The organism is Microbacterium sp. AZCO, assembly GCF_039614715.1.
In the GTDB taxonomy this organism is placed as follows: Bacteria; Actinomycetota; Actinomycetes; order Actinomycetales; family Microbacteriaceae; genus Microbacterium.
Map to the genome: position 1 here is coordinate 2,380,312 of NZ_CP154857.1, position 22,724 is coordinate 2,403,035.

Genomic DNA, 22,724 nt, shown 5'->3' on the forward strand with positions numbered 1-22,724 from the left:
CCGCTAGCGTGGACGGATGGACATCGTCGTGCGCACCGCGACGGGCGCGGATGCGGCGGCGATCGCGACGGTCCGCACCGAGACCTGGCGAGCCGCCTACGTGGGGCTCATCGACCAGGAGGTGCTCGACGAGCTCGACGCCGAGCGCGAGGCCGAGCGTCGCGCGACGCACTGGGACCAGAATCACGCCGACCCCCGCACGCACGAGTTCATCGCCGAGGTCGACGGCGAGCTCGCCGGATGGGCGGCGGTCGGGCCGTCCCGCGACTCCGACACCGGCAACGCCGGCGAGGTGTACGCCCTCTACGCGCTTCCGTCGTACTGGTCCACGGGCGTCGGGCACGCGCTCATGACGACCTGCGAGCGATTCCTGCGCGAGGCCGGCTTCCGTCGCGGCTACCTCTGGTATCTCGAGGGCAACGAGCGCGCGGAATCCTTCTACGAGCGCCACGGCTGGCTCGAAGACGGTGCGGCCAAGGTCGACGACCGGCTCGTCGGCGGCCGCGAGGCGCTCGCGCTGCGCGAGCGACGGCGCACGCGCGACCTCGTCGGCTAGAGCGTCTTCGCGAAGGCCTGCACGCCGTCGTGGGACGGCAGCGGTTCGAACCCGAGACGGGGATAGAACGCCAGCGCCCCCTCGTTGCCGGAGGACGCGACCAGGTGCAGACCCGTCACCCCTCGCGCCCGCAGCGCGTCAGCGAGCGTGTCGATGAGCCGGCGACCCCAGCCCTGCCCCTGCAGCTCGGGCAGCAGGTCGATGTGCAGGTGCGCGGGGTAGCGCTGCGAGTACGGCTCGGCACCGGGGCGTCGTCCGTAGGCATAGAGCAGGATGCCGTCCTGCCGCGACTCCTCGCTCGCGGGCTTCGGCCACCGCTCGCCGAACGCCGGCCACCACTCCCCCGCGAACCAGTCCTCGAAGGCGTCCGTGTCGGGCGCGGACACGATGTAGCCCACGACACGGCCGTCGTCGCTCTCGACGACAAAGGCGAGATCGGGATGCCGCGCCACGTAGGGCAGCACGAAGATCTCGGCCCAGATCGCATCGTCGTCGAGCACGCCCGTCGCGTCGGCGCCGTCGTCGGCGGTCTTGAGGCAGATGTCGGCGAGGGCCGGCTCGTCGCCGGGCCGGAAGGGGCGGATCCGCGTCACGCGCCGAGTCTAGGACCGGCGGCCGACGGTGACCGCGTCACGCGGGGATGAACCGCACCTCCTCGGGGGCGATGCTGAGCCTCACGAGGGTTCCGGGCGCGAGGCCCGCGGCCCGATCCGCCGTGATGTCGGCGGCGACGTCGGGCTCGGCCGTGCGCACGCGGACCCCCGCGGGCGTCTGCTCGAGTCTGACGACGGTCGCGGTCCACTCACCGGCGCGGGATGCGGCATCCCGAGCCGGACCGGCGGGCTCGAGGCGCACCGCACTCGGCGCGAACACGGCAGCCGAGGGGGCTCCGGCCGGCAGCGCTCCCGGGGCGAGGATCAGCTCCCCGCTCCGCCACCATCGGCCATCGGATGCCCCGAGAACCCGGTTCAGTCCCGACACCGACGCGACGAACCGGGACGCGGGCGCGGCAAGCACGTCGCGCACCCGACCGTGCTGGGTCACCGTGCCCGCCTCGAGCACGGTGAGCCGGTCGGCGACCGAGACGGCGTCGACCGCGTCGTGCGTCGCGACGACCGCCGTCGTGCCCGTCGCGATGAGCTGTTCGCGGAGCATCGCGCGGATGTCGGCCGCCGTCTCGACGTCGAGCGACGTGAGCGGCTCATCGAGGAGGAGGGCCGACGGCTCGGTCGCGAGAGCTCGCGCGACCGCCACGCGCTGCTGCTGTCCGCCGGAGAGCTGCGACGGCCGCCGATCGCCGACACCGGCGAGGCCGACCCTGCCCAGCCATTCGTCGGCCTGCGCCGCTGCCCGTGCCCGAGGGGCACCGCGCGCCCGCCGTCCGAACGCGACGTTCTCGCGCGCGCTCAGATGCGGGAAGAGCCGCGGGTCCTGCCCGAGCAGCACGACCCCGCGCTGCGACGGGGTGACGTGCACGCGGGGGCGGTGCGCAGCATCCAGTGTCCGCTCACCCAGCCGGATGCGACCCTCGTGGATCGGGACCAGGCCCGCGAGCGCGCCCAGCAGCGTCGACTTCCCCGCACCGCTCGGCCCCATGATCGCGACGACCTCGCCGGCATCGGCCGACACGACGGCGTCCAGATCGAAGCCGTGCCGGGCGACGACGATGCGCGCCTCGAGGCGTTCGCCGGTCATCGCGGCGTCTCCGGCCGCCAGGCGCGCACGAGGAGCAGCACCGCGACGGCGGTCACGAGGAGCAGGAGCGAGAGCGCGACGGCGGTGCCCTGCGTGACGCCCGCGCCGTTGAACGCGGTGTAGATCGCCAGGGGCATCGTCTGCGTGACCCCGGGCGCGTTTCCCGCGAAGAGGGCGGTCGCGCCGAACTCGCCGATCGCCCGCGCGAAGCAGAGGATCACACCGGCGACGAGACCGGGCGCGGCGAGCGGCAGGGTGACGCGGCGCAGGATCGTCCACCGCCCCGCGCCGAGCGCCGCCGCCGTCTGCTCGTACGCGACACCCGTCGTGCGCAGCGCACCCTCGACCGCGAGGACGAGGAACGGCAGCGCGACGAAGGTCTGAGCGAGCACGACCGCCGGCGTGGTGAACGGGAGATGGATGCCCCACTCCCCCAGCACACCGCCGAGCCAGCTCGATCGGCCGAACAGGAAGAGCAGAGCGATGCCGCCGACCATGGGCGGCAGCACGAGCGGCACCGTGACGAGGGCGCGGAGGATGCCGGCGGTCCGCGCCGAGCTGCGCGCGATGACGAGTGCGAGCGGAACCCCCAGCACGACGCAGACGAGCGTCGCGACGAGACCCGTCCCGAGCGACAGCAGCAGAGCAGAGATCGCTTCGGCCGAGGTCACGTCGGCCCACAGCGTCGACCACTCGACGCGCACGACGAGCGTCACGAGGGGAAGGACGAGCAGCGCGAGTCCGAGGATCGCCGGCAGCAGCAGGATCTGCGGGACGAAGCCCCTGCTCTCGCCGCGGCTCACGGCGCTCCGAATCCCAACCCGGCGAGCACCCCCTGCCCCTGCGCGCCGAGGACGAACTGGGCGAACGCGGTTGCGGCGTCGGGGTTCGCGGCATCCTTCAGGGCGGCGATCGGATACTCGTTGACGACGTCGGACGCACCTTCGGGCACGATCGACTCGACGTCGTTGCGCCCCTTCACGTCGGTGACGTAGACGAGTCCCGCATCCGCCTCGCCCGCCGCCACCTTCGTGAGTACGGCGGTGACATTCTGCTCGTAGCTCGCGGGGGTCACGGTGAGCCCCGCGTTGGCGAGGAGCGTGCGGGATGCGGCACCGCACGGCACCTCGACGGCGCAGAGCACGACGGTGACGCTGTCGTCGGCGAGGTCGGCGAGGTTCTCCACCTCGCCGGGGTTGCCCGCGGGCGTCGCGATGACGAGCGTGTTGGTCGCGAAGGGCTCGGGGTCCGTCGCGAGACGGGCATCGACGACCTTCTGCATGTTCGCTTCGTCGGCGGAAGCGAAGACGTCGGCGCGCGCACCCTCGATGAGCTGCGTCGCGAGCGTGCTCGAGCCGTCGTAGACGATCGGCACGACGTGGACTGCGGGATGCGCCTTCTCGAACTCCGTCGCCAGCTCGTCGAAGGCCTTCTTCAGTGATGCGGCGGCGTAGATGGTGAGGTCGCCGGTCAGAGTGTCGGCGGGCGGGGTCGACGCCGAGGCCGCGGGCGGGGCCGCCGGCTGCGACGCGCATCCGCCCAGCACGGCGATGGATGCGAGCGCCAGGATCGCGGCGATCCTCTTCACCGGCTCTCCTTCGGGGTCTCGACGATGACGTTCGTGGCCTTGACGACGGCGACGGCCAGAGAGCCGACCTCGAGCCCGAGATCGGCCACCGCCTCCGCCGAGAGCAGGGAGACGACGCGGTGCGGACCGGACTGGATGTCGATCTGCGCCATGATCCCGTCGACCTGTACGCGAGTGACGAGGCCGACGAAACGGTTGCGCGCACTGGAGAGCACATCGGTCGGGTCGGATGCCGCGCGCGCGACCTCCACCGCCCGCTCGGCGAGCGCGTCGCCGGGGATCTCGACCGGACTGGCATCCGTCGTCGGGAGGACGCCCTGATCGACCCAGCGCCGCACGGTGTCGTCGCTGACGCCCAGCAGGCGTGCCGCCTCCGCGATCTTGTAGCTCGGCATGGATCGACCGTACCACCGCATCTGCGCCGAATTCCTCGGCTTTTCACCGCGGATGCGGACCGCGTTCGCGAGCAGGTTGGACGGACGCTGTGGACCGGTCTTAGTGCTCCGGCGCGCCATTACCCTGGGGGCATGGCCCTCCCGCCTCTGGTCGAGCCGGTCGCCGCGCTGAGCGTCGCCGAGCGCTCGCGCACGGCTCGGCACACGCGCCTCGCGGGCTTCGGCGACCTGGGTCAGCGCCGGCTCGCCGCCGCGCGCATCGCCGTGGTGGGAGCGGGTGGTCTCGGATCGCCGGTCGTGCTCGCCCTCGCGGCGGCGGGCGTCGGCGAGCTCGTCGTCATCGACGACGACACCGTCGAGCACTCCAACCTTCAGCGTCAGCTCCTGCACCGCCTCGACGACATCGGGGCTCCCAAGGTCGACAGCGCGGTCCGCGCCGCCGCCGGGCTGTCGCCGGAGACCGTCGTCCGTCCCGTGCGCGAGCAACTCACGCCCGACAATGCGACGCGTCTCCTCGCCGGCGCGCACCTCGTGATCGACGGCACCGACACCTTCGACACGCGGGAGGCCGTGGCATCCGCGTGCGAGGAGCTGGGTGTGCCGCTCGTCTGGGGAACGGTCCAGGCGTGGGATGCCCAGGTGACGGTGTTCTGGAACCGCCCGCCCGCGGGCGTCGCCCCCGTCGCCCTTGCCGATCTCTACCCGCCCGGAAGCGTCGGCGACGTGCCGACGTGCTCGGCCGTCGGCGTGCTCGGGGTCCTGTGTCTCCAGGTCGGATCGCTCATGGCTACCGAGGCGATCAAGCTCGTGACGGGCATCGGCGAACCGCTCCTCGGGCGCGTGCTCGTGGTCGACGGTCTGCGCGCCCGTCAGCATGAGGTGCCGCTCCGGGCGGCGCGCACGACGCCTTCTGCGTCGCCGACCCCCGCTGTGGAGGTTCCCTCCGTCGGTTCCGACGCCCTCGACGGCGCGGTCGTCGTCGACGTGCGCGAAGCCGACGAGCTCGAGTCCGGCGTGATCGCCCGCTCGCGGCACCTGCCGCTCGGTGCGCTGCTCGACGACCCCACCGCACTGCTCGGCGCCGGACGCGTCGTCGTCGTGTGCCAGGCCGGCGTCCGCGCGCGGCGCGCGGCGCAGGCGCTTCGCGACGTCGGGATCGACGCATCCGTCCTGACGGGCGGCATCGACGCATGGTCGGGCGAGCTCGAGGCGTGGACCGGCGCGACGCAGGTCACCGCGTGAGCGGCGACGGACTGCGCGAGGTCGAGGAGCAGCAGGCGCTGATCCTGGCGCGCGTCTCGCCCGTCGAAGCCGTCACGGTTCCCGTGCCCGCGGCGCTCGGGCGCACGCTGCGCGAGCCCGTGCGCGCACTCGTCGACATCCCCGTCTTCGACAATTCGGCGATGGACGGGTTCGCCGTGCGCTTCGCGGACGTTCAGGATGCCGCGGCCCGCCCGGTCACGCTGCGGGTCGTCGCCGACCTCCCGGCCGGCACGAGCCTCGACCCCGCCCTCGGCCCCGGAGAGGCCGCCCGCATCATGACGGGCTCCCCCGTGCCGACGGAGGCCGACGCGATCGTGCCCTTCGAGGACACCGCGGGCGGCCTCGCCGACTCGCTCGGCTCGATCGTCGTGGTCGCGGCGCCTCGGGCCGTCGGCGCCCACATCCGCCGCCGCGGTGAGGACGCGGTCGTCGGTGACGAGGTCGTCGCTGTCGGCGTCCGCCTCGGACCCTTTCAGCTGGCCGCCGCCGCAGCGGCCGGCGTCGCGGACGTCGTCGTGTCGCGCGCGCCGCGGGTGGCGGTCGTGTCGACCGGCTCCGAGCTCGTGCCGCCCGGCAGCCCGCTCGCGCACGGCCAGATCCCGGAGTCGAACAGCGAGCTCCTGGCCGGACTCGTCGCGGAGACCGGGAGCGAGGTCGTGCTGCGGTCCACCGTGCCGGACGACGGCGACGGACCGCTCCGCGCCGTCGCCGAGGCCGCCGCGCTCGGCGCCAACGCCATCGTCTTCACCGGCGGAGTCAGCGCCGGCGCCTACGAGCCGGTCAAGACGACGCTCGCGGGGGCCATGGAGTTCACGAAGGTCCGCATGCAGCCCGGCAAGCCGCAGGGCTTCGGCGTGACGGACGAGGGGATGCTGCTCTTCGGGCTGCCCGGCAATCCCGTCAGCGCCGCCGTCTCGTTCGATGTCTTCGTGCGTCCCGCACTCCTCGCGCTGCAGGGGCGCGCCGACCTGCACCGGCCGCTGCTGCGGCTGCCCGCCGCGACGGCCTGGCGCACGCCGCCGGGGCGCCGGCAGTACCTACCGGCGTCGATCGATCGCAGTGACCCCGCGCGCTGGACCGTGCGTCCCGCGACCGGAGGCGGCTCCGGCTCGCACCTCGCGGGCGGGCTGGCGCGCGCCGAGGCGTACGCCGTCGTGCCCGCCGAGGCCGATGCGGTCGAGCCCGGTCAGCTCGTCGATGTCATGCTGATCTCATGAGCTTCACGCACCTCGACGAGTCCGGCCGGGCCCGCATGGTCGATGTCACGGCGAAGCAGCCGACCGTCCGCGCCGCGACGGCGCGAGGCTTCGTCCGCTGCTCGCCCGAGGTCGTCGCCGCGCTCCGCGACGGCACCGTCCCGAAGGGCGATGTTCTCGCCGTCGCGCGGATCGCCGGCATCCAGGCCGCGAAGCGCACCCCCGACCTGCTCCCGCTCGCACACGTCATCGGGGTGCACGGCGCTGTCGTCGACCTCGCCGTCGTCGACGACGGCGTCGAGATCGAGGCGACGGTGCGCACCGCCGACCGCACGGGCGTCGAGATGGAAGCCCTCACCGCCGTATCGGTCGCCGCGCTCGCGATCGTCGACATGGTGAAGGGCCTCGACAAGAGCACGTCGATCGAGCATGTCCGCATCACGGCGAAGGAAGGCGGCCGCTCCGGCACCTGGACGCGGCCCGACGGGTCATGACGGACGGGGCCGCCCGCACACCTGCGGCTGGGCCGTCGAGTGCGTCGAACGCCTGGGACGCCGACTCTTCGGTGGCGCGACCCGCCACGGCGTCTCGGCTGCAACAGGCCACCGGCTCGTCGCCGACGTCCGGGCCGATGTCCGGGCCGGCGTCCGGACCGATGTCCGTGCCAGCCTCCGGGCCTGCGTCCGGGCCGGCATCCGGGCCGACGTCAGGGCCGATGTCTGGGCCGACGTCCGGGCCTGCGTCCGGGCCGATGTCTGGGCCGACGTCCGGGCCGATGTCTGGGCCGGCGTCCGGGCCGGCCTCCGGGGCGACGTCCGGGCCGACCTTCGGCGCGATCCTCCTCGCGGGCGGCCGGGCATCGCGCGTGGGTGGCGCCGCGAAACCGCTCTTCGACGTCGGCGGCGAGACGCTCCTCGCGCGCGCCATCACGGCAGTCGCTGCCGCGAACGCGCACCCCATCGTTGTGGCCGCTCCCCCGCTCGTCAGCGGCATCGATGCTGCCGCCCACCTCATCTGGGCGGGTGAAGACCCTCCGTTCGGAGGCCCGGTCGCGGGCGTCGTCGCGGCGTTCGCTCAGAACGAGGCGTGGGCGCCCGAGCCCGACTGGACGTTCCTCCTGGCATGCGACCTCCCACGTGTCGAAGCCGCCGTGGAGCGGCTGAGAACCGACATCCTGCTCCTCCCATCCGACACCGAAGGCATCTGCCTCGCCGACCCCTCGAGCAGGCCGCAGTGGCTCACCGGGGTGTACCGCACGCGGGCGCTGCGGGCCGCTGCGGCGGCGATGCCGGAGGCGGGACGCGACGCTCCCGTCCGCGAGCTCCTCGCCGAACTCGCGATCGCCGCGATCGCCGCGCCCGCGGACCTGACCGACGACGTCGACACGTGGGAGGATCTCCACAGAGCCCGCGCCCGAGCAGGCGACGACGTCGAGGAGGAGTCATGACCGAGGCATCCCGCACCCTTCCGCCCGAAGCGCTCGACGCCTGGGCCGCCGCTCTCACCGAGCGGTTCCAGCTCTCCGACGGCGACGTGCCGATCAGCCTCATCCTCGACCTCGCCCGTGATGTCGCCAACGGCGTCGCGCGCCCCGCCGCGCCGCTCAGCGCCTTCGTCGCGGGTCTCGTCGCGGGCCGCGCCGGCGGCAGCCAGTCCGACATCGAAGCGGCCGTGTCGGCCGTCACCGACCTCGCCCAGAGCTGGGAGGCCTGATGGCGCGGGTGCGCTACTTCGCTGCGGCGGCCGAGGCCACCGGCCTCGAGGTCGAGGAGAGGCGCGAGACGACGCTCGGAGCGCTCCGCGCGGCCGTGGCCGCCGACCACCCCGGGCTCGGAGGCATCCTCCCCCGCTGCGCCGTGCTCGTGGACGGCGCCCGCGTCGACGACGACACCGCGCTCGCTGCGGACGAGCTCGTCGACGTGCTTCCGCCCTTCGCCGGCGGCTGAACGCCGGCGGGTCGAGGTTCTGCGGGCCGACGGCATCCCGAAGCCGAGGAACCCGACCCCGGCCGCACGGACCCCGTGGCTACCCGCCGAGTCCCTTCCACGCCGTCGTGCCGTCGGCCTCGACCTGGCGCTTCCACACGGGGAGATCCGTCTTGATCGTCTCGATGATGTCTCGGCACACGTCGAACGCCTCCGCCCTGTGCGAGGAGGCGACGACGATGATCACGGCGGCGTCGCCCACGGCCAGCCGGCCGATCCGGTGACTCACCGCGACGATCGCGCCCGATGATCCGATCGCGTCGGAGGCGATGCGTCGCAGCGTCGCCTCGGCGTCGGGATGCGACGTGTACTCGAGCGCGACGACAGCGGTCGCGGCATCCGGATCATGATCCCGGACCCGGCCCACGAACATCGTGACGGCCCCGCTCGCCGCGTCGTCGACGGCCGCGAGGTGCGCGTCGAGGTCGAGGGGCTCGGCGCTGATCGCCGCAAGGCGGATGCCGCTCATGCGTGGTCACCTCCGCCGAGCTGGTCGATGACGTGGCGGGCGACCGACAGCACGACCGGGATCCCGGATGCCACCGCCTTGGGCGATCCGGGAAGGTTGACGATGAGGGCTCCCTCGGTCACCCCCGGCACGGGGTCGACCACCCCCGCACGGCCGCGCGAGAGCATCCCTCCCGGCGTCTCCAGTGCACCGAGGCGACGCAGCTCCTCTGCGATCCCGGGGACGTCGCGGGCGATCACCCGCGCACTCCCCTCGGGCGTCTCGTCGCGCAGGGCGACCCCGGTGCCGCCCGTCGTCACGACCAGGCGCGCACCTCCCGCGAGCACCGCCCAGAGCGCGCGCTCGACGCTGTCGGCGCCGTCGGGCACGACGATCGGCTCGTCGCACGAGAACCCGCCGCGCACGAGCTGGGACACCGCGGCCGGCCCCGCCGTGTCGGCGCGCTCACCCGCAGCCGACCGGTCGGACACCGTGATGACAGCCGCTCGGTAGGTCACGCCTCCAGCCTACGAGCCGAATCCCCCGCCTCCGCCGTCGCCGTGATGCGATTGGCCATGCCGCGGAAGATGAAGCCGTGGAAGGGCAGCACCGCAAGCCAGTACAGCCGCCCCGCGAGCCCGAGCGGGAAGAAGACGGCCCGCTGGTCGTAGCGTGAGCCGCTGCCATCGGGGCTTGCGCGCAGCTCGAGCCACGCGAGCCCGGGCACCTTCATCTCAGCCCGCAGGCGAAGAAGACTTCCGGGCTCGATCGCCTCGACGCGCCAGAAGTCGAGGGCGTCGCCGACCTCGAGCCGCGAGCGGCTGCGGCGTCCTCGCGTCAGCCCGACCCCGCCGACGAGCTTGTCCATCCAGCCGCGCATCGCCCACAGCAGCGGCTGCGAATACCAGCCGTTGACGCCGCCGATCCCCTCGATCACGCGCCAGAGGCGCTCGGGGCTCGCGGGCGTGCGCGCCGTGCGCACGTCGGTGAAGACCGTCCGTCCGGCCCACTCGGGATCGCTCGGCAGCGGGTCGCTCGGCACGCCGAGCACCTCGGAATCACGCCAGCTCGTCTCGACGACGTCGGCCTCTTCCCGGCCGAGCGCCAGCGCGACGGCGCGACGATACGGCGTGAGGCCGTCGGCGGGCGGCGGGATGAGCGCGTCGACGTCGCGGTTCTTCACGATGCAGTCGTTCTGCAGCGACTCCACGAGAGGTCGGGCGATCGAGCGCGGGATCGGCGTCACAAGATTGACCCAGTGCGACGCGAGCCGCGGCGTCAGCACGGGGAGCGCCGCGATCGGCCGCTGTGGAAGCCCCGCCTCGACGGCGTAGCCGTTCATCATCTGGCCGTAGCGCAGCACGTCGGGACCGCCGATGTCGACGGCGCGATTGACGTCAGCCGGCACCCGTGCCGCGCCCAGCAGGTAGTGCATGACGTCGCGCACGGCGATCGGCTGGATGCGGTTGCGCACCCACTTCGGCGCCGGCATGTAGGGCAGCACCTCCGTGAGGTGCCGCACCATCTCGAACGAGGCCGAGCCCGACCCGATCACGACACCGGCCTGCAGCACGAGCGTCGGCACGCCGGACGCGAGCAGGATCTCGCCGACCTCGACCCGCGACCGCAGGTGCGGCGACAGCTCGGCGTCGTCGGGGTGCAGCCCCCCGAGGTACACGATGCGCGAGACACCGGCCTCGGCCGCCGCGGCCGCGATCGTCTGCGCCGCCCGGCGGTCGGCATCCTCGAACCCTCGTCCGGCCGCCATGGAGTGCACGAGGTAGTAGAGCACGTCGACGTCGCGCACGGCCCCCGCGACGGCACGAGGATCGGTGACGTCGCCGACCTCCGTCTCGACGCGCGACGCCCAGTCGAACGTCGCGACGCGCGCCGCATCCCTGGCGAGCACGCGCACGCGGTACCCGGCGGCGAGGAGCCGCGGGACGAGGCGGCCGCCGATGTATCCCGTCGCGCCGAGGACGAGCGCCCGCGGCGCAGCTCCGTCGGCACGCGTCACGGCACGAAGTTCGGGCTCCTGCCCCGTCGGCGAGGTGAGGTCGGTCACGTCACGACGCTATGCCGGGGAGGGATGCCGCGGCCAGGTCTTGCGCGGACCGCGTCGGCGTGCCACGAGGCCCGCCCCTCGACAGGCGCGGGAACCGGAAGAGGTCACCCCCGCCGCTCGAGCCGCACGACGACCGACTTCGACGTCGGGGTGCCGCTCACGTCGGCGACCGAGTCGAGGGGCACGAGCACGTTCGTCTCCGGGTAGTACGCTGCGGCGTTGCCGCGCGGCGTGCGATAGGCGACGACCCGGAACTCCTCGGCCCGACGCTCCTGCACGACGCCGTCGGGTCCGACCCACTCCGACACGAGATCGACGATCTCGTCCTCCGCGAGGCCCAGCGTCTGGATGTCCTTCGCGTTCACGAGCACCACGCGGCGCCCACCGTGGATGCCCCGGTAGCGATCGTCCTTGCCGTAGATCGTCGTGTTGTACTGATCGTGCGAGCGCAGCGTCTGCAGCAGCAGCCGTCCCTTCGGGATGCGCGGGTACTCGAGCGAGTTGACCGTGAAGCGGGCCTTGCCGTCGGCCGTCGCGAAGGTGCGGGCATCCCGGGGTCCGTTCGGAAGGAACAGGGTGCCGCCCTTGTCGATGCGCTTCTCGTAGTCGTCGAAGCCGGGCACGACGTTCTGGATGTGGTGCCGGATCAACGCGTAGTCGGCTTCGAGCGCCGCCCAGTCGGCACGCGGAGCAGTGCGCGGATGCTCCGGCGCGGGCACCTGCGGCATCGCCGCCTCCTCGCGAGGCGACCGCTCGACCTGGTGGTGGTCGACGGCGGCGGCGTCGCGCACTCCGGTCCCGACCGGCGCCGGTTCAGGACCGTCCGTGCCGAAGACGAGCGCGCCCAGCCGCGCGACGATCGCGACCTCGCTCAGCAGCTCGTCAGAGGGCGGGGCGAGCCGGCCGCGCGACGAGTGCACGGCCCCCATGGAGTCCTCGACCGACACCCGCTGCTCGACGCCGCCGCGCTTGTCGCGGTCGGTGCGTCCGAGCGTGGGCAGGATGATCGCGCGCTTCCCCGTGACGACGTGCGAGCGGTTGAGCTTCGTCGACACCTGCACCGTGAGGTCGACGATGCGCATGCCTGCCTCGACGACGGCCGTGTCGGGGGTCGCCGAGATGAAGTTGCCGCCCATGCCCATGAAGAACCGCACCCGGCCGTCGCGCATCGCGCGGATCGATTCCACCGTGTCGAAGCCGTGCGCGCGGGGTGCCGAGAAGGCGAACTCCGCGTCCAGCGCGTCGAGGAACTTCGCGGACGGCTTCTCGTAGATGCCGACGGTGCGGTCCCCCTGCACGTTCGAGTGCCCGCGCACGGGGCACACCCCGGCACCGCGGCGCCCGATGTTGCCCTGCAGCAGCAGGAGGTTCACGACGTCGCGCAGCATCGGCACCGAGTGCTTGTGCTGCGTCAGCCCCATCGCCCAGCAGACGATCGTCGCCTTCGACTCGCGCACCATCTCGCCGACGCGGCGCAGCGTCTTCTCGGGCAGGCCGGTCGCGGCGACGAGCTCGCGCCACGAGGCATCCCTCATCGCCTGCCGGTACGCCTCGAACCCGCTCGTGTGCTCCGCGATGAACGCCTGGTCGAGCACCGATCCGGGCGCCGCCTCCTCCGCCTCCAGCAGGTGCTTGCCGATGGCCTGGAACAGCGCCTGGTCTCCGCCGAGGCGGATCTGGAGGAACGCGTCGGCGAGCTTCGTTCCGCCGAACGCGACGCCCCGGACGGTCTGCGGATTCTCGAACCGCATGAGTCCCGCCTCGGGCAGAGGATTGACGGCGATGATCGTCGCGCCGTTGCGCTTGGCCTTCTCGAGGGCCGACAGCATGCGGGGGTGGTTCGTGCCGGGGTTCTGTCCCGCGACGATGAGGAGGTCGGCCTCGTGGACGTCCTCGATCGACACGGTGCCCTTGCCGATGCCGATCGTCTCGGTCAGGGCCGAGCCCGACGACTCGTGGCACATGTTCGAGCAGTCGGGGAGGTTGTTCGTCCCCACGCCTCGCACGAGCAGCTGGTACAGGAACGCGGCCTCGTTCGACGTGCGACCCGACGTGTAGAACACGGCCTCGTCGGGATCGTCGAGTCCGCGCAGCGCCGACGCGATCTCGCGCAGCGCGCTGTCCCACGAGATCGGCCGGTAGTGGGTCGCGCCTTCCTCGAGGATCATCGGCTCGGTGAGGCGCCCCTGCTGGCCGAGCCACCAGTCGTCGTGCCCCTCCAGGTCGGCGACGGAGTGCTCCGCGAAGAACTCCCGGCCCACCCGCCGCAGCGTCGCCTCTTCCGCGACGGCCTTCGCGCCGTTCTCGCAGAACTCCGCGATGTGCCGCTTGTCCTCCTCGGGCCACGCGCAGCCGGGGCAGTCGAACCCGTCCTTCTGGTTGACCCGCAGGAGCGACTCGATGCTGCGCTTGGCACCCATCTGGTCGTACGAGATCTGCAGCGCGTGCAACACGGCGGGCACCCCGACGGCCACCTTCTTCGTGCCGGAGTGACGGACCTTCGACTCGTCGATATCGGCGGTGGGGGCGCGCTTGGCCATGATGCATCCTTGCGTGGCGAAGGGCCGAGAACGGATGCCTCGGCCTCACTCCCATGCTAGGTCGGGGTCACCCCACGGGATCCGAAACCTCGCCTCGAGTCAGCGCCGCCCCGTGCCGAAGACCCCGCGGATGACGCTCGAGAGGATCGTCTGCGTCGACTTGGAGTTGAGGATCGACTCCAGGGGCGATCTCTGCTGCGCCCGCGACGTCCGCGTCGTCCCCGACGTCTTCTTCAACAGCCGGTCGTACTCGGCCTGCGCCTTCTTCTCCGCGGCGGCCTGCTGCTTCTCGATCGCGGCCTGCTGCTTGGCGTACTCGGCATCCGCCTTCGCCTTTGCGAGCGCCGCCTCCTCCGCCGCCGCGGCTTCGGCCGCGGCGTTCATCTTCGCCGTGAGGATCTCGCGGGCGGACTGGGGGTCGACGGCCGTCCCGTACTTCGCGAGGAGTGGGGATGCCGCGACCGCCGCGTCGATCTGCGCGTCGGGCGTCGGCGACATGAGGCCCTGCGGAGCGCGCAGGCGCGTCCACGCGACGGGCGTCGGAGCGCCCTTCTCGCTCATCACGGTGACGATGGCCTCGCCCGTGCCGAGCTCCTGCAGCGTGCGCTCGAGGTCGTAGCCCGACTTCGGGTAGGTCCCTATCGTCGCGCGCAGGGCCTTCGCGTCGTCCGGCGTGAAGGCGCGCAGCGCGTGCTGCACGCGCGATCCGAGCTGGCCGAGCACGTCGCTCGGCACGTCCTTCGGCGTCTGCGTCACGAAGAAGACGCCGACGCCCTTCGACCGGATGAGCCGCACGGTCTGCACGATGGCGGCCGTGAAGTCCTTCGACGCGTCCTTGAAGAGGAGATGCGCCTCGTCGAAGAAGAACACGAGCTTCGGCTTGTCGAGATCGCCGACCTCGGGAAGCAGCTCGAACAGCTCCGCCAGCAGGTACATGAGGAACGTGGAGAACAGCGCCGGCTTGTCGGCGACGCCGGGAACCTCGAGCAGCGAGACGATGCCGCGCCCGTCCGGTGCCGTGCGCAGGAACTCGGTGACCTCGAACTCGGGCTCCCCGAAGAAGACGTCGGCTCCGGCGTCAGCGAAGGTGATGAGCTCGCGCAGGATGACGCCCGCGGTCGCGGCGGACAGCCCGCCGAGCGTCTTGAGCTCGGCCTTGCCCTGATCGCTGGTGAGGTAGGTGAGCACGGCGCGCAGGTCGGAGAGGTCGACGAGGGCGAGACCGTGCTCGTCGGCGTAGTGGAAGACGAGTCCGAGGCTCGACTCCTGCGTCTCGTTGAGGCCGAGCACCTTGCTGAGGAGCAGCGGCCCGAATCCGCTGACGGTCGCCCGCACCGGCACGCCCTTGCCGATGCCGCCGAGCGCGAAGTACTCCGTGGCGGATGCCTCGGGCTTCCAGTCCTGTCCGATGGCGGCCGTGCGCGCGAGCAACTTGTCGCTCGGCGCTCCGGGCGTCGCCACCCCCGACAGATCGCCCTTGATGTCGGCCGCGAAGACGGGCACGCCCTTCGCCGCGAGCTGCTCCGCGAGTCCCTGGAGCGTGCGGGTCTTCCCCGTGCCGGTCGCGCCGGCGACCAGGCCGTGGCGATTCATCATGCCGAGCGGGATGCGGATCTGCGCCTCGGGAACGGGCTCGCCGTTCACGAGTGCCCCGAGATCGAGGGTCGCCGCCTCGAACGTGTACCCGGTGATGATCTGTTCCACCTGGGTCGCGTCGAGGGGCCCTGCTTCCGTCTGCGATGGTGCGGGTGAGGGAGCAGGAGCCTGAGCCGCAGGGGTGTCGGCGGGCGCTCCCGCGGGCCCTGACGCCGTGACACCCGGCGCCCGGTCGTCCTGGTCGGGCACGTCGCCTGCGGGTGTCGCCGGCTCCGCCGGCGCCCCGGTCGCCTGCTCCGAGGCACTGCTCCCCGCGACGCGGGCCTTCGCGGCAGCGGCTTCGGCGGCGGCGAGCGCCGCCTTCGCCTGCGCCGCCCTCAGCTGAGCCTCGGCCGCCTCGGCTTCCGCCCGCAGGCGTGCGAGTTCGGCTTCGGCGGCGGCGACGGCGGGATCTGCGGAAGCGGCATCGCTCATGGGCACAGCCTAGCGACGGGCTTGTCGCCCGGTCGCGGCCGGACACGAGAGCCCCGAGAGGCCATTTCAGGCGTCGACGGCGAGGAGAGAGGGTGCCGGGACCGTCACCCGCTCGTCTCCTTCTTCGGGATCGTGACGCGCTTCACCGGTTCACGGCGGACCAGCCCGATGAACGCCGCCGCGAGCACGAGCGCGACACCGGCGCCGGCCATCGCGCCGCCGAGGGTGTCGCTGAGCCAGTGCGCGTGCAGGTACGTGCGGCTCAGCGCCATGAGGGCGATGTAGACGCCTCCGCCGATGAAGACGAGGAGACGGGGGAAGACGACGGCGACCGCCGCCGCGATCGTCGCGGCGTTCGCGACGTGGCCCGACGGGTACGAACCGTAGTCGGAGACCACCTGGATGTCTTCCGGTCGAGCGCGACCGAACGTGTGCTTGAGCAGCTGGACGAGGAGGGCCGACGCCGCCGAGGACGCCACGAAGTAGGCCGCGGACCAGGGTCGTCGGAGGAACACCAGGGTGAGGGTGACGGCGAGCGGCACGGCGAAGACGCCCACCCACCCGCCGCCGAGGAAGTTCATCACGAGCGAGAAGCTCAGCATGAACGACGAGGACCACGACAGGAGCAGGTCGTTCCACCAGACGTCGACGATGAAGGGCGGCGTCCCATGCAGCAGGATCCACGCGCCCAGCGCGGTGGACGCGGCGATCAGGGCGAGCCCGATGACGAGCAGGCGCCCACGGGGCAGGCGCGCCGTCTCTTGCCCTGTCGCTACCGCCTTGGTGTCCTCCATCGCCCTATTGTGCGGCGATTCGGCCGGAGAGGGCGGGACTTGACAACGGGTTTCGCGGAGATCCGTTAACGCACTGTTTACGCACGGCGCTCATCCCCGAGGGATGAATGCCCCGCGGGCACGCGCCCCGGGGTCTACCTTCGTGCTTGTCCGGCTCATCCACGTGTGACACGGGAGGGGGCAGAGCATGGACGATCTCGACCTCGCCAGGATCCAGTTCGCCTTCACCAGCATCTATCACTTCCTCTTCGTGCCGATGACGATCGGGATGTCGCTCCTCGTCGCGATCCTGCACACGCGCTGGTTCCGCCGCGGGACGCCCGAGCTCCAGCGAGTGCTCCGCTTCTTCGGCGGCCTGATGCTCATCTCGGTCGCCGTCGGCGTCGTGACGGGCCTCGTTCAGGAGTTCCAGTTCGGCACCAACTGGTCGGCATACTCCCGCTTCGTCGGCGACGTCTTCGGCGCACCCCTCGCGATGGAGGGGCTCCTCGCCTTCTTCCTCGAGTCGACCTTCCTCGGGCTGTGGCTGTTCGGCTTCGGCGTCCTGCCGCGGACCGTGCACCTTGTGACGGCATGGATGATCCCGCTCGGCGCATGCCTCTCCGCGCTTTTCATCATCGCTGCGAACTCGTGGATGCAGAACCCCGTCGGCTACTCGATCAACGAGCAGACGGGTCGCGCCGAGCTCACGTCGATCGGCGATCTGTTCACGAACCGCGTGTTCGTGTGGAGCTACCTCCACGTGCTGCTCGTGGCGCTCATCTTCGGGGCCTGCCTCATGCTCGCCGTCTCGGCGTGGCAGCTGCGCCGCTCGCGCAACGTCGCGGAGTTCTCTTCGACCGCGAAGCTCTCGATCGTCGTGCTCTTCGTCGCCGCCCTGCTGCAGATGCACGTCGGCGGACAGCTGGGCATCAACGAGACCACGTATCAGCCCATGAAGATCGCGGCCGCCGAAGCCAACTGGGAGACGTGCCAGCCCTGCTCGTTCTCGATCCTGCAGATCGGCGGCTGGACGGCCGACGACCCGCCGACCAAGATCATCGAGGTGCCGCACCTGCTGTCGCTGCTGGCCACCGGCACGTGGGACGGCGAGGTGCAAGGCCTCACGCCGCTCAACGAGCAGTACCAGCAGCAGTACGGCGCGGGCGACTACATCCCGTCCGTCTTCATCCAGTACTGGTCCATGCGCGTCATGGCCTACGGCGGCGCGCTGCTCGTGCTCTTCGCCGCGTGGGGTCTCTGGGCCATGTGGCGGCGGAAGATTCCGACATCCCGGGTCTTCCTGTGGGTCGCGAGCTGGATCATGATCACCCCGTTCTTCATGGCGACCGCGGGGTGGCTCCTCACCGAGAGCGGCCGCCAGCCGTGGATCGTGCAGGGCCTGATGCTCACGAAGGACGGCCTGTCCGGATCCGGCACTGCGGCGCAGATCATCCTGAGCCTCGTGATCGTCGTGAGCCTGTACCTCGGCATCGGGGTCGTCGCAGCGGTGCTCATGATCCGCCACGCCCGACGCGGCATCCCGGAATCCGTTCCCGACGGCGATGCGAGCGATCGCGCGCACGCCGACGACTCGACCCCGTCGCTGACGTACTGAGAGGAGCCGACGATGGAGCTTCAGACGTTCTGGTTCATCGCCGTCGCCTTCTTCTGGACGGGATTCTTCGTGCTGGAGGGCTTCGACTTCGGGGTGGGTGCGCTCCATCGGCTCATCGGTCGCGACGACGTCGAGCGGCGCGTCGTCATCAACACGATCGGGGCCTGGTGGGACGGCAACGAGGTGTGGCTCATCGTCGCGGTCGCGGCGATGTTCGCGGCCTTCCCCGGCTGGTACGCCACGTGGTTCTCGGCGCTGTACCTCCTCGTGTGGCTGCTGCTCGCGGCTCTCATCGTGCGCGGGGTCTCGTTCGAGTTCCGCGGCAAGTTCGAGGCCGCCCGGTGGCGATCGACGTGGAGCTGGACGCTCACGATCGGGTCGCTCGCCGCGCCCCTGCTCCTCGGCATCGGCCTCGGAGATCTCATCGCGGGACTGCCTATCGACGCCGACGGCGACTTCACCGGGTCGTTCGCGGATCTGCTCACCCCCTACGGGCTCGTGTTCGGCGTGACGCTCGTCACGCTGAGCCTCCTGCACGGGGCCGCCTTCCTCGGTCTCCGCACGACCGGCGCCGTGCTCTCGCGCTCCCGCACCCTCGCCCGCATCCTCGCGGTTCCCGCGACAGTGCTCGTCGTCGTCCTCATGGCCTGGACGGCCGTCCTGGCGCCGACCGGCGTGTGGGGCGTCGTCGCCGTCGTGGTGCCGGTCGCCGCCGCTGTCGTCGCCGCCGTCGCAGCGACGAGACGCCGGGCTCCGCGGCTCGTCTTCGCCGCGACCGCCGTCACGATCGGCGGCGTCGTCGCGGCGCTCTTCGCCCACCTGTATCCCACGCTGCTGGTCTCGAGCACCGACGCCGCGGCATCCCTCACCGTCGACGACGCGTCGTCGAGCGAGTACTCGCTCCAGGTGATGACCGTGGTCGCACTCGTCGCGGTGCCGCTCGTCGTGGGGTACCAGGCGTGGAGCTACTACGTGTTCCGGCGACGCCTCGTCTCGCCCTCGGCCCCGCTCCCCCGCGGAGGTCCTGCCCGTCCGTCCGAAGGAGTCGTGACATGACCGCCATCCCCGCTTCGCACGGCGCCGCCGCGAACACCGCCGAAGGCGCTCGCCTCGCCGAGGCCGGCTCCCGGCCGTGGCGCGACTGGGGTCCGTACGTCTCGGAGCGCGCCTGGGGCACGGTCCGCGAGGACTACAGCGCCGACGGCGACGCGTGGGACTTCTTCCCGCACGACCACGCCCGGTCGCGCGTGTACCGGTGGAACGAGGACGGCATGGCCGGCTTCTCGGACGAGAGTCAGACGTGGTGCCTCTCGCTCGCGCTCTGGAACGGCGTCGACCCCATCCTCAAGGAGCGCATGTTCGGCCTCACCGGTCCGCAGGGAAACCACGGCGAGGACGTCAAGGAGTACTGGTGGTACCTCGACGGCACCCCGACGCATTCCTGGAACACGTGGCGCTACCACTACCCGCAGCGCGAGTTCCCGTACGCCGACCTCGTCGCCGAGAACGCGCGGCGAGGCAAGCTCGACCCCGAGTACGAGCTCGTCGATACCGGAGTGTTCGCCGACGACCGCTTCTGGTCGGTCACCGTCGACTATGCCAAGGAGGGCCCGCACGACCTCCTCATGAACATCACGGTCGACAACGCCGGACCCGACGAGGCGACGATCCACGTCCTGCCGACGCTATGGTTCCGCAACATCTGGTCGTGGGGCTATCCCGAGAACGAGAAGCCCCTCCTGCGGGCGGAGGGCGGACGCGTCGTGGGCGAGCACTCGCGGTCGGGACCGCTCGTGCTCGTCGGGGACGGCTCCCCCGAGATCCTGGTGTGCGACAACGAGACGAACACCGAGCGGCTCTTCGGCGTGCCCGGCTCGCGGTACCCCAAGGACGGCATCAACGACCACGTCGTCCGGGGCGCGGCGACCGTCAACCCCGAGCAGCGCGGCACGAAGGCATCCCTCCACTACGTCCTCACGGTGCCCGCGGGCGAGACCGCGCGCGTGCGCGTGCGACTGGTCGGCGCGGCCTCGCTCGCCGTGGATGCCCCGGCTGGAGCTCTCGCGAACACGCCGGTCGATGTCGAGACCGACTTCGACGCCATCCTCGAGCGGCGCCGCGCAGAGGCTGACGCCTTCTACGACGCGACCATTCCGGCCGCGCGCGACAGCGAGGAGTATCGCGTTGCGCGTCAGGCGTTCGCGGGCCTGCTGTGGGGCAAGCAGTTCTACCACTACGACGTGTCCCGCTGGCTCTCCGGCGACCCGGGCAATCCCGCTCCCCCGCCGGGACGCGGCGACATCCGCAACGGGCGGTGGCTCAACCTCAACAGCCACGACGTGATCCTGATGCCGGATCCGTGGGAGTACCCGTGGTTCGCCGCGTGGGATCTCGCGTTCCACTGCGTGACTCTCGCCCACATCGACCCCGAGTTCGCGAAGGATCAGCTGATCCTGCTGCTGCGCGAGTGGTACATGCATCCGGGCGGCCAGCTCCCGGCGTACGAGTGGGACTTCTCCGACGTCAATCCGCCGGTGCACGCGTGGGCGGCCATCCGGGTGTTCGAGCTCGACGGGCGCACCGACTTCACGTTCCTCGCGCGCGTGTTCCACAAGCTGCTGCTCAACTTCACGTGGTGGGTCGACAACAAGGACCGCGAGCGGGACAACCTGTTCGAGGGCGGCTTCATGGGCCTCGACAACATCTCGCCGCTCGATCGGTCGAGCCTCTCGCCCGACGTCGGGTACCTCGAGCAGGCCGACTCGACCGGCTGGATGGCGATGTACGCCATCGACCTGCTCGACATCGCGCTGCGGCTCGCCCTGCACGATCCCGCCTACGAGGACATCGCGACGAAGTTCCTCGAGCACTTCCTCGCGATCGCGACCGCCGCCAACGCCGGCGTGATGTGGGACGACGAGGATGCCTTCTACTACGACGTCTTCCACAGCGCCGACGGCCGCGACATCCCGGTCAAGGTGAAGTCGCTCGTCGGGCTCGTGCCGCTGCGCGCGACGCTCGCCTACGATGTCGACCTCGTCGGCGATGCCCTGCCGAACTTCCGCGAGCGAGGGCTCTGGTGGCTCGAGAACCACCCGACGGACGCGCGCCTCTTCCACACCCGCGACATCGACGGCGAGCGGCACCGGCTGCTCGCGCTCATCCCGCCGGACCGTCTCGTCCGGCTGCTCGAGAACCTGTTCGACGAGGACGGACTGCTCGGGCCGTACGGCATCCGGTCGGTCTCCGCCTGGCACCGCGACCACCCCTTCTCGCTGGAGGTCGGCGGACAGACGGCGACCGTCGACTACGAGCCGGCGGAGTCAACGACCAATCTGTTCGGCGGCAATTCGAACTGGCGGGGGCCGGTGTGGATGCCGCTCAACGTCATGCTCGTCGAGGCCCTGCGCGACTACGACAAGCTCTCGCCCGACGAGTTCGCCGTCGAGTTCCCCGCGGGATCGGGCGCCGTGCAGCCGCTGCGCGACTCGGCGGACGACATCGCGCGGCGGCTCATCTCGATGTTCCTTCCGGGCGAGAGCGGACGACGGCCCGTGCACGGCTGGTACGACCTGCTCGCGACCGACCCACGCTGGAAGGACAACCTGCCCTTCCACGAGTACTTCCACGGCGACACCGGCATGGGGCTGGGCGCCGAGCATCAGACGGGATGGACGGCGCTCGTCGCCCACCTCGTGATGACCACCCCGCCGGCGGCGACGCCGGACCCCTCGCGAAAGGACGCAACGAAATGACCCTCGAAGGAAAGGTCGCCATCGTCACGGGCGGCAACAGCGGCATCGGCAAGGCGATCGTGCTCGAGCTGGCGGCGCAGGGCGCCTCGGTCGTCATCGACTGGGTCACGCACCCCGAGGCGACCGATGAGCTGGAGCAGCAGCTCCACGCCCTCGGCGAGGACAAGGTCACGGGTGTCGAGGCCGACGTGAGCAAGGTCGACGACCTGAAGAAGCTGGTCGATGCCGCGGTCTCGGCGTTCGGTCGCCTCGACATCATGATCAACAACGCCGGCGTCGAGACCCGCACCGACGTGCTCTCGACGACGGAGCAGCAGTACGACTTCGTCCTCGACGTCAACCTCAAGAGCGCCTTCTTCGGCACGCAGCTCGCGGCGAAGCAGATGATCGCGCAGGGCGGCGGCGGCGCCATCATCAACATCAGCTCGGTGCACGAGGACTGGCCCATGCCCGGCAACACCGCCTACTGCCTGTCGAAGGGCGGCGCACGCATGCTGACCCGCACGGCCGGTCAGGAGCTCGGCCCGCACGGCATCCGGATCGTCAATGTCGGCCCGGGTGCGGTCGCGACCCCGATCAACACCTCGACGATGGCCGACCCCGAGAAGATGAAGACGCTCGACGCCGCCATCCCGCTCGGCCGCATGGCACAGCCCGAGGAGATCGCGAGCGTCGTGGCCTTTCTCGCCTCGGACGGCGGCGCCTACCTCAACGCGACGACCGTGTTCGTCGACGGCGGGCTCATGCACTCGAGCCCGGGTCTCTGACCCAGAGCCG

22 protein-coding genes are annotated in these 22,724 nt (G+C 71.5%); 11 read left to right on the forward strand and 11 right to left on the reverse strand.

The features are described 5' to 3' along the window. Positions 1–16: 16 nt before the first annotated feature. Entirely contained in the window at positions 17–556 is a 540-nt protein-coding gene (locus tag AAIB33_RS11150) for a GNAT family N-acetyltransferase (protein WP_345800031.1), read from the forward strand. Here the strand turns inward: AAIB33_RS11150 and AAIB33_RS11155 are convergent. The 5 genes from AAIB33_RS11155 to AAIB33_RS11175 are packed head-to-tail and all read right to left on the reverse strand — an operon-like array spanning position 553 to position 4,234. After that, a complete protein-coding gene (locus tag AAIB33_RS11155) occupies positions 553–1,149 on the reverse strand; it encodes a GNAT family N-acetyltransferase (protein WP_345800032.1) in 597 nt (198 codons plus the stop codon). The genes AAIB33_RS11150 and AAIB33_RS11155 overlap by 4 nt on opposite strands. Before the next feature lie 37 nt (positions 1,150–1,186). Continuing rightward, entirely contained in the window at positions 1,187–2,251 is a 1,065-nt protein-coding gene (locus tag AAIB33_RS11160; RefSeq protein WP_345800033.1) for an ABC transporter ATP-binding protein, read from the reverse strand. Further along, positions 2,248–3,054, reverse strand: coding sequence for an ABC transporter permease (locus AAIB33_RS11165; protein ID WP_345800034.1), 807 nt, complete (start codon positions 3,052–3,054; stop codon positions 2,248–2,250). The genes AAIB33_RS11160 and AAIB33_RS11165 overlap by 4 nt, the downstream gene beginning before the upstream one ends. Then, entirely contained in the window at positions 3,051–3,839 is a 789-nt protein-coding gene (gene modA / locus AAIB33_RS11170; protein WP_345800035.1) for a molybdate ABC transporter substrate-binding protein, read from the reverse strand. Before modA ends, AAIB33_RS11165 begins: the two co-directional genes overlap by 4 nt. Further along, on the reverse strand, positions 3,836–4,234 hold the full coding sequence (locus AAIB33_RS11175) for a TOBE domain-containing protein (RefSeq protein ID WP_345800036.1): 399 nt from the start codon (positions 4,232–4,234) through the stop codon (positions 3,836–3,838). Before AAIB33_RS11175 ends, modA begins: the two co-directional genes overlap by 4 nt. 132 nt (positions 4,235–4,366) lie before the next feature. Between AAIB33_RS11175 and AAIB33_RS11180 the strand changes: the two genes are divergently transcribed. From AAIB33_RS11180 to AAIB33_RS11205, 6 genes are all read left to right on the forward strand, one after another. Then, positions 4,367–5,476, forward strand: coding sequence for a ThiF family adenylyltransferase (locus AAIB33_RS11180; protein ID WP_345800037.1), 1,110 nt, complete (start codon positions 4,367–4,369; stop codon positions 5,474–5,476). Then, a complete protein-coding gene (gene glp, locus AAIB33_RS11185) occupies positions 5,425–6,714 on the forward strand; it encodes a gephyrin-like molybdotransferase Glp (RefSeq protein WP_345800038.1) in 1,290 nt (429 codons plus the stop codon). Before AAIB33_RS11180 ends, glp begins: the two co-directional genes overlap by 52 nt. Then, the gene (gene moaC, locus AAIB33_RS11190; protein WP_345800039.1) at positions 6,711–7,187 is read left to right on the forward strand and encodes a cyclic pyranopterin monophosphate synthase MoaC; all 477 of its coding nucleotides are present in this window, start codon (positions 6,711–6,713) and stop codon (positions 7,185–7,187) included. Before glp ends, moaC begins: the two co-directional genes overlap by 4 nt. Positions 7,188–7,558: 371 nt before the next feature. Further along, positions 7,559–8,140, forward strand: coding sequence for an NTP transferase domain-containing protein (locus tag AAIB33_RS11195; protein WP_345800040.1), 582 nt, complete (start codon positions 7,559–7,561; stop codon positions 8,138–8,140). Next, positions 8,137–8,406 carry a DUF6457 domain-containing protein gene (locus tag AAIB33_RS11200; RefSeq protein WP_345800041.1) on the forward strand — a complete coding sequence of 90 codons (270 nt, stop codon included), beginning with the start codon at positions 8,137–8,139 and terminating at the stop codon, positions 8,404–8,406. Before AAIB33_RS11195 ends, AAIB33_RS11200 begins: the two co-directional genes overlap by 4 nt. Further along, positions 8,406–8,639, forward strand: coding sequence for a MoaD/ThiS family protein (locus tag AAIB33_RS11205; protein ID WP_345800042.1), 234 nt, complete (start codon positions 8,406–8,408; stop codon positions 8,637–8,639). Before AAIB33_RS11200 ends, AAIB33_RS11205 begins: the two co-directional genes overlap by 1 nt. A gap of 79 nt (positions 8,640–8,718) precedes the next feature. Here AAIB33_RS11205 and AAIB33_RS11210 read toward each other — a convergent pair whose 3' ends face one another. The 6 genes from AAIB33_RS11210 to AAIB33_RS11235 all read right to left on the reverse strand — a co-directional run bounded on the left by AAIB33_RS11210 (position 8,719) and on the right by AAIB33_RS11235 (position 16,595). Continuing rightward, positions 8,719–9,147 (reverse strand): molybdenum cofactor biosynthesis protein MoaE, encoded by a 429-nt coding sequence (locus tag AAIB33_RS11210; RefSeq protein WP_345800043.1) that lies wholly within the window; start codon positions 9,145–9,147, stop codon positions 8,719–8,721. Next, on the reverse strand, positions 9,144–9,644 hold the full coding sequence (locus tag AAIB33_RS11215; RefSeq protein ID WP_345800044.1) for a MogA/MoaB family molybdenum cofactor biosynthesis protein: 501 nt from the start codon (positions 9,642–9,644) through the stop codon (positions 9,144–9,146). The genes AAIB33_RS11210 and AAIB33_RS11215 overlap by 4 nt, the downstream gene beginning before the upstream one ends. Beyond that, complete coding sequence (locus AAIB33_RS11220) at positions 9,641–11,191, reverse strand: SDR family oxidoreductase (RefSeq protein ID WP_345800045.1); 1,551 nt, start codon at positions 11,189–11,191, stop codon at positions 9,641–9,643. Before AAIB33_RS11220 ends, AAIB33_RS11215 begins: the two co-directional genes overlap by 4 nt. Before the next feature lie 104 nt (positions 11,192–11,295). Beyond that, positions 11,296–13,731: an FdhF/YdeP family oxidoreductase gene (locus tag AAIB33_RS11225; protein WP_345800046.1), complete on the reverse strand. Its 2,436-nt coding sequence runs from the start codon at positions 13,729–13,731 to the stop codon at positions 11,296–11,298. Positions 13,732–13,830: 99 nt separating this feature from the next. Beyond that, positions 13,831–15,801: a helicase HerA-like domain-containing protein gene (locus AAIB33_RS11230; RefSeq protein WP_345800047.1), complete on the reverse strand. Its 1,971-nt coding sequence runs from the start codon at positions 15,799–15,801 to the stop codon at positions 13,831–13,833. Positions 15,802–15,905: 104 nt separating this feature from the next. Continuing rightward, positions 15,906–16,595 (reverse strand): phosphatase PAP2 family protein, encoded by a 690-nt coding sequence (locus tag AAIB33_RS11235; RefSeq protein WP_345800048.1) that lies wholly within the window; start codon positions 16,593–16,595, stop codon positions 15,906–15,908. Between the two features lie 187 nt (positions 16,596–16,782). Between AAIB33_RS11235 and AAIB33_RS11240 the strand changes: the two genes are divergently transcribed. The 4 genes from AAIB33_RS11240 to AAIB33_RS11255 are packed head-to-tail and all read left to right on the forward strand — an operon-like array spanning position 16,783 to position 22,714. Continuing rightward, positions 16,783–18,192, forward strand: a complete 1,410-nt coding sequence (locus AAIB33_RS11240) for a cytochrome ubiquinol oxidase subunit I (protein ID WP_345800049.1) — start codon at positions 16,783–16,785, stop codon at positions 18,190–18,192. Positions 18,193–18,204: 12 nt separating this feature from the next. Further along, positions 18,205–19,248 carry a cytochrome d ubiquinol oxidase subunit II gene (gene cydB / locus AAIB33_RS11245; protein WP_345800050.1) on the forward strand — a complete coding sequence of 348 codons (1,044 nt, stop codon included), beginning with the start codon at positions 18,205–18,207 and terminating at the stop codon, positions 19,246–19,248. Further along, positions 19,245–21,947 (forward strand): glucosidase, encoded by a 2,703-nt coding sequence (locus tag AAIB33_RS11250; protein ID WP_345800051.1) that lies wholly within the window; start codon positions 19,245–19,247, stop codon positions 21,945–21,947. The genes cydB and AAIB33_RS11250 overlap by 4 nt, the downstream gene beginning before the upstream one ends. After that, positions 21,944–22,714 carry a glucose 1-dehydrogenase gene (locus tag AAIB33_RS11255; protein WP_345800052.1) on the forward strand — a complete coding sequence of 257 codons (771 nt, stop codon included), beginning with the start codon at positions 21,944–21,946 and terminating at the stop codon, positions 22,712–22,714. The genes AAIB33_RS11250 and AAIB33_RS11255 overlap by 4 nt, the downstream gene beginning before the upstream one ends. Positions 22,715–22,724: the final 10 nt, after the last annotated feature.

Coding starts and splice junctions, on each gene's coding strand:
- AAIB33_RS11150 (WP_345800031.1), top strand. CDS start 17: ATGGACATCGTCGTGCGCACCGCGACGGGCGCGGATGCGGCGGCGATC.
- AAIB33_RS11160 (WP_345800033.1), bottom strand. CDS start 2,251: ATGACCGGCGAACGCCTCGAGGCGCGCATCGTCGTCGCCCGGCACGGC.
- AAIB33_RS11175 (WP_345800036.1), bottom strand. CDS start 4,234: ATGCCGAGCTACAAGATCGCGGAGGCGGCACGCCTGCTGGGCGTCAGC.
- AAIB33_RS11180 (WP_345800037.1), top strand. CDS start 4,367: ATGGCCCTCCCGCCTCTGGTCGAGCCGGTCGCCGCGCTGAGCGTCGCC.
- glp (WP_345800038.1), top strand. CDS start 5,425: ATGGTCGGGCGAGCTCGAGGCGTGGACCGGCGCGACGCAGGTCACCGC.
- moaC (WP_345800039.1), top strand. CDS start 6,711: ATGAGCTTCACGCACCTCGACGAGTCCGGCCGGGCCCGCATGGTCGAT.
- AAIB33_RS11200 (WP_345800041.1), top strand. CDS start 8,137: ATGACCGAGGCATCCCGCACCCTTCCGCCCGAAGCGCTCGACGCCTGG.
- AAIB33_RS11205 (WP_345800042.1), top strand. CDS start 8,406: ATGGCGCGGGTGCGCTACTTCGCTGCGGCGGCCGAGGCCACCGGCCTC.
- AAIB33_RS11210 (WP_345800043.1), bottom strand. CDS start 9,147: ATGAGCGGCATCCGCCTTGCGGCGATCAGCGCCGAGCCCCTCGACCTC.
- AAIB33_RS11225 (WP_345800046.1), bottom strand. CDS start 13,731: ATGGCCAAGCGCGCCCCCACCGCCGATATCGACGAGTCGAAGGTCCGT.
- AAIB33_RS11230 (WP_345800047.1), bottom strand. CDS start 15,801: ATGAGCGATGCCGCTTCCGCAGATCCCGCCGTCGCCGCCGCCGAAGCC.
- AAIB33_RS11235 (WP_345800048.1), bottom strand. CDS start 16,595: ATGGAGGACACCAAGGCGGTAGCGACAGGGCAAGAGACGGCGCGCCTG.
- AAIB33_RS11240 (WP_345800049.1), top strand. CDS start 16,783: ATGGACGATCTCGACCTCGCCAGGATCCAGTTCGCCTTCACCAGCATC.
- cydB (WP_345800050.1), top strand. CDS start 18,205: ATGGAGCTTCAGACGTTCTGGTTCATCGCCGTCGCCTTCTTCTGGACG.
- AAIB33_RS11250 (WP_345800051.1), top strand. CDS start 19,245: ATGACCGCCATCCCCGCTTCGCACGGCGCCGCCGCGAACACCGCCGAA.
- AAIB33_RS11255 (WP_345800052.1), top strand. CDS start 21,944: ATGACCCTCGAAGGAAAGGTCGCCATCGTCACGGGCGGCAACAGCGGC.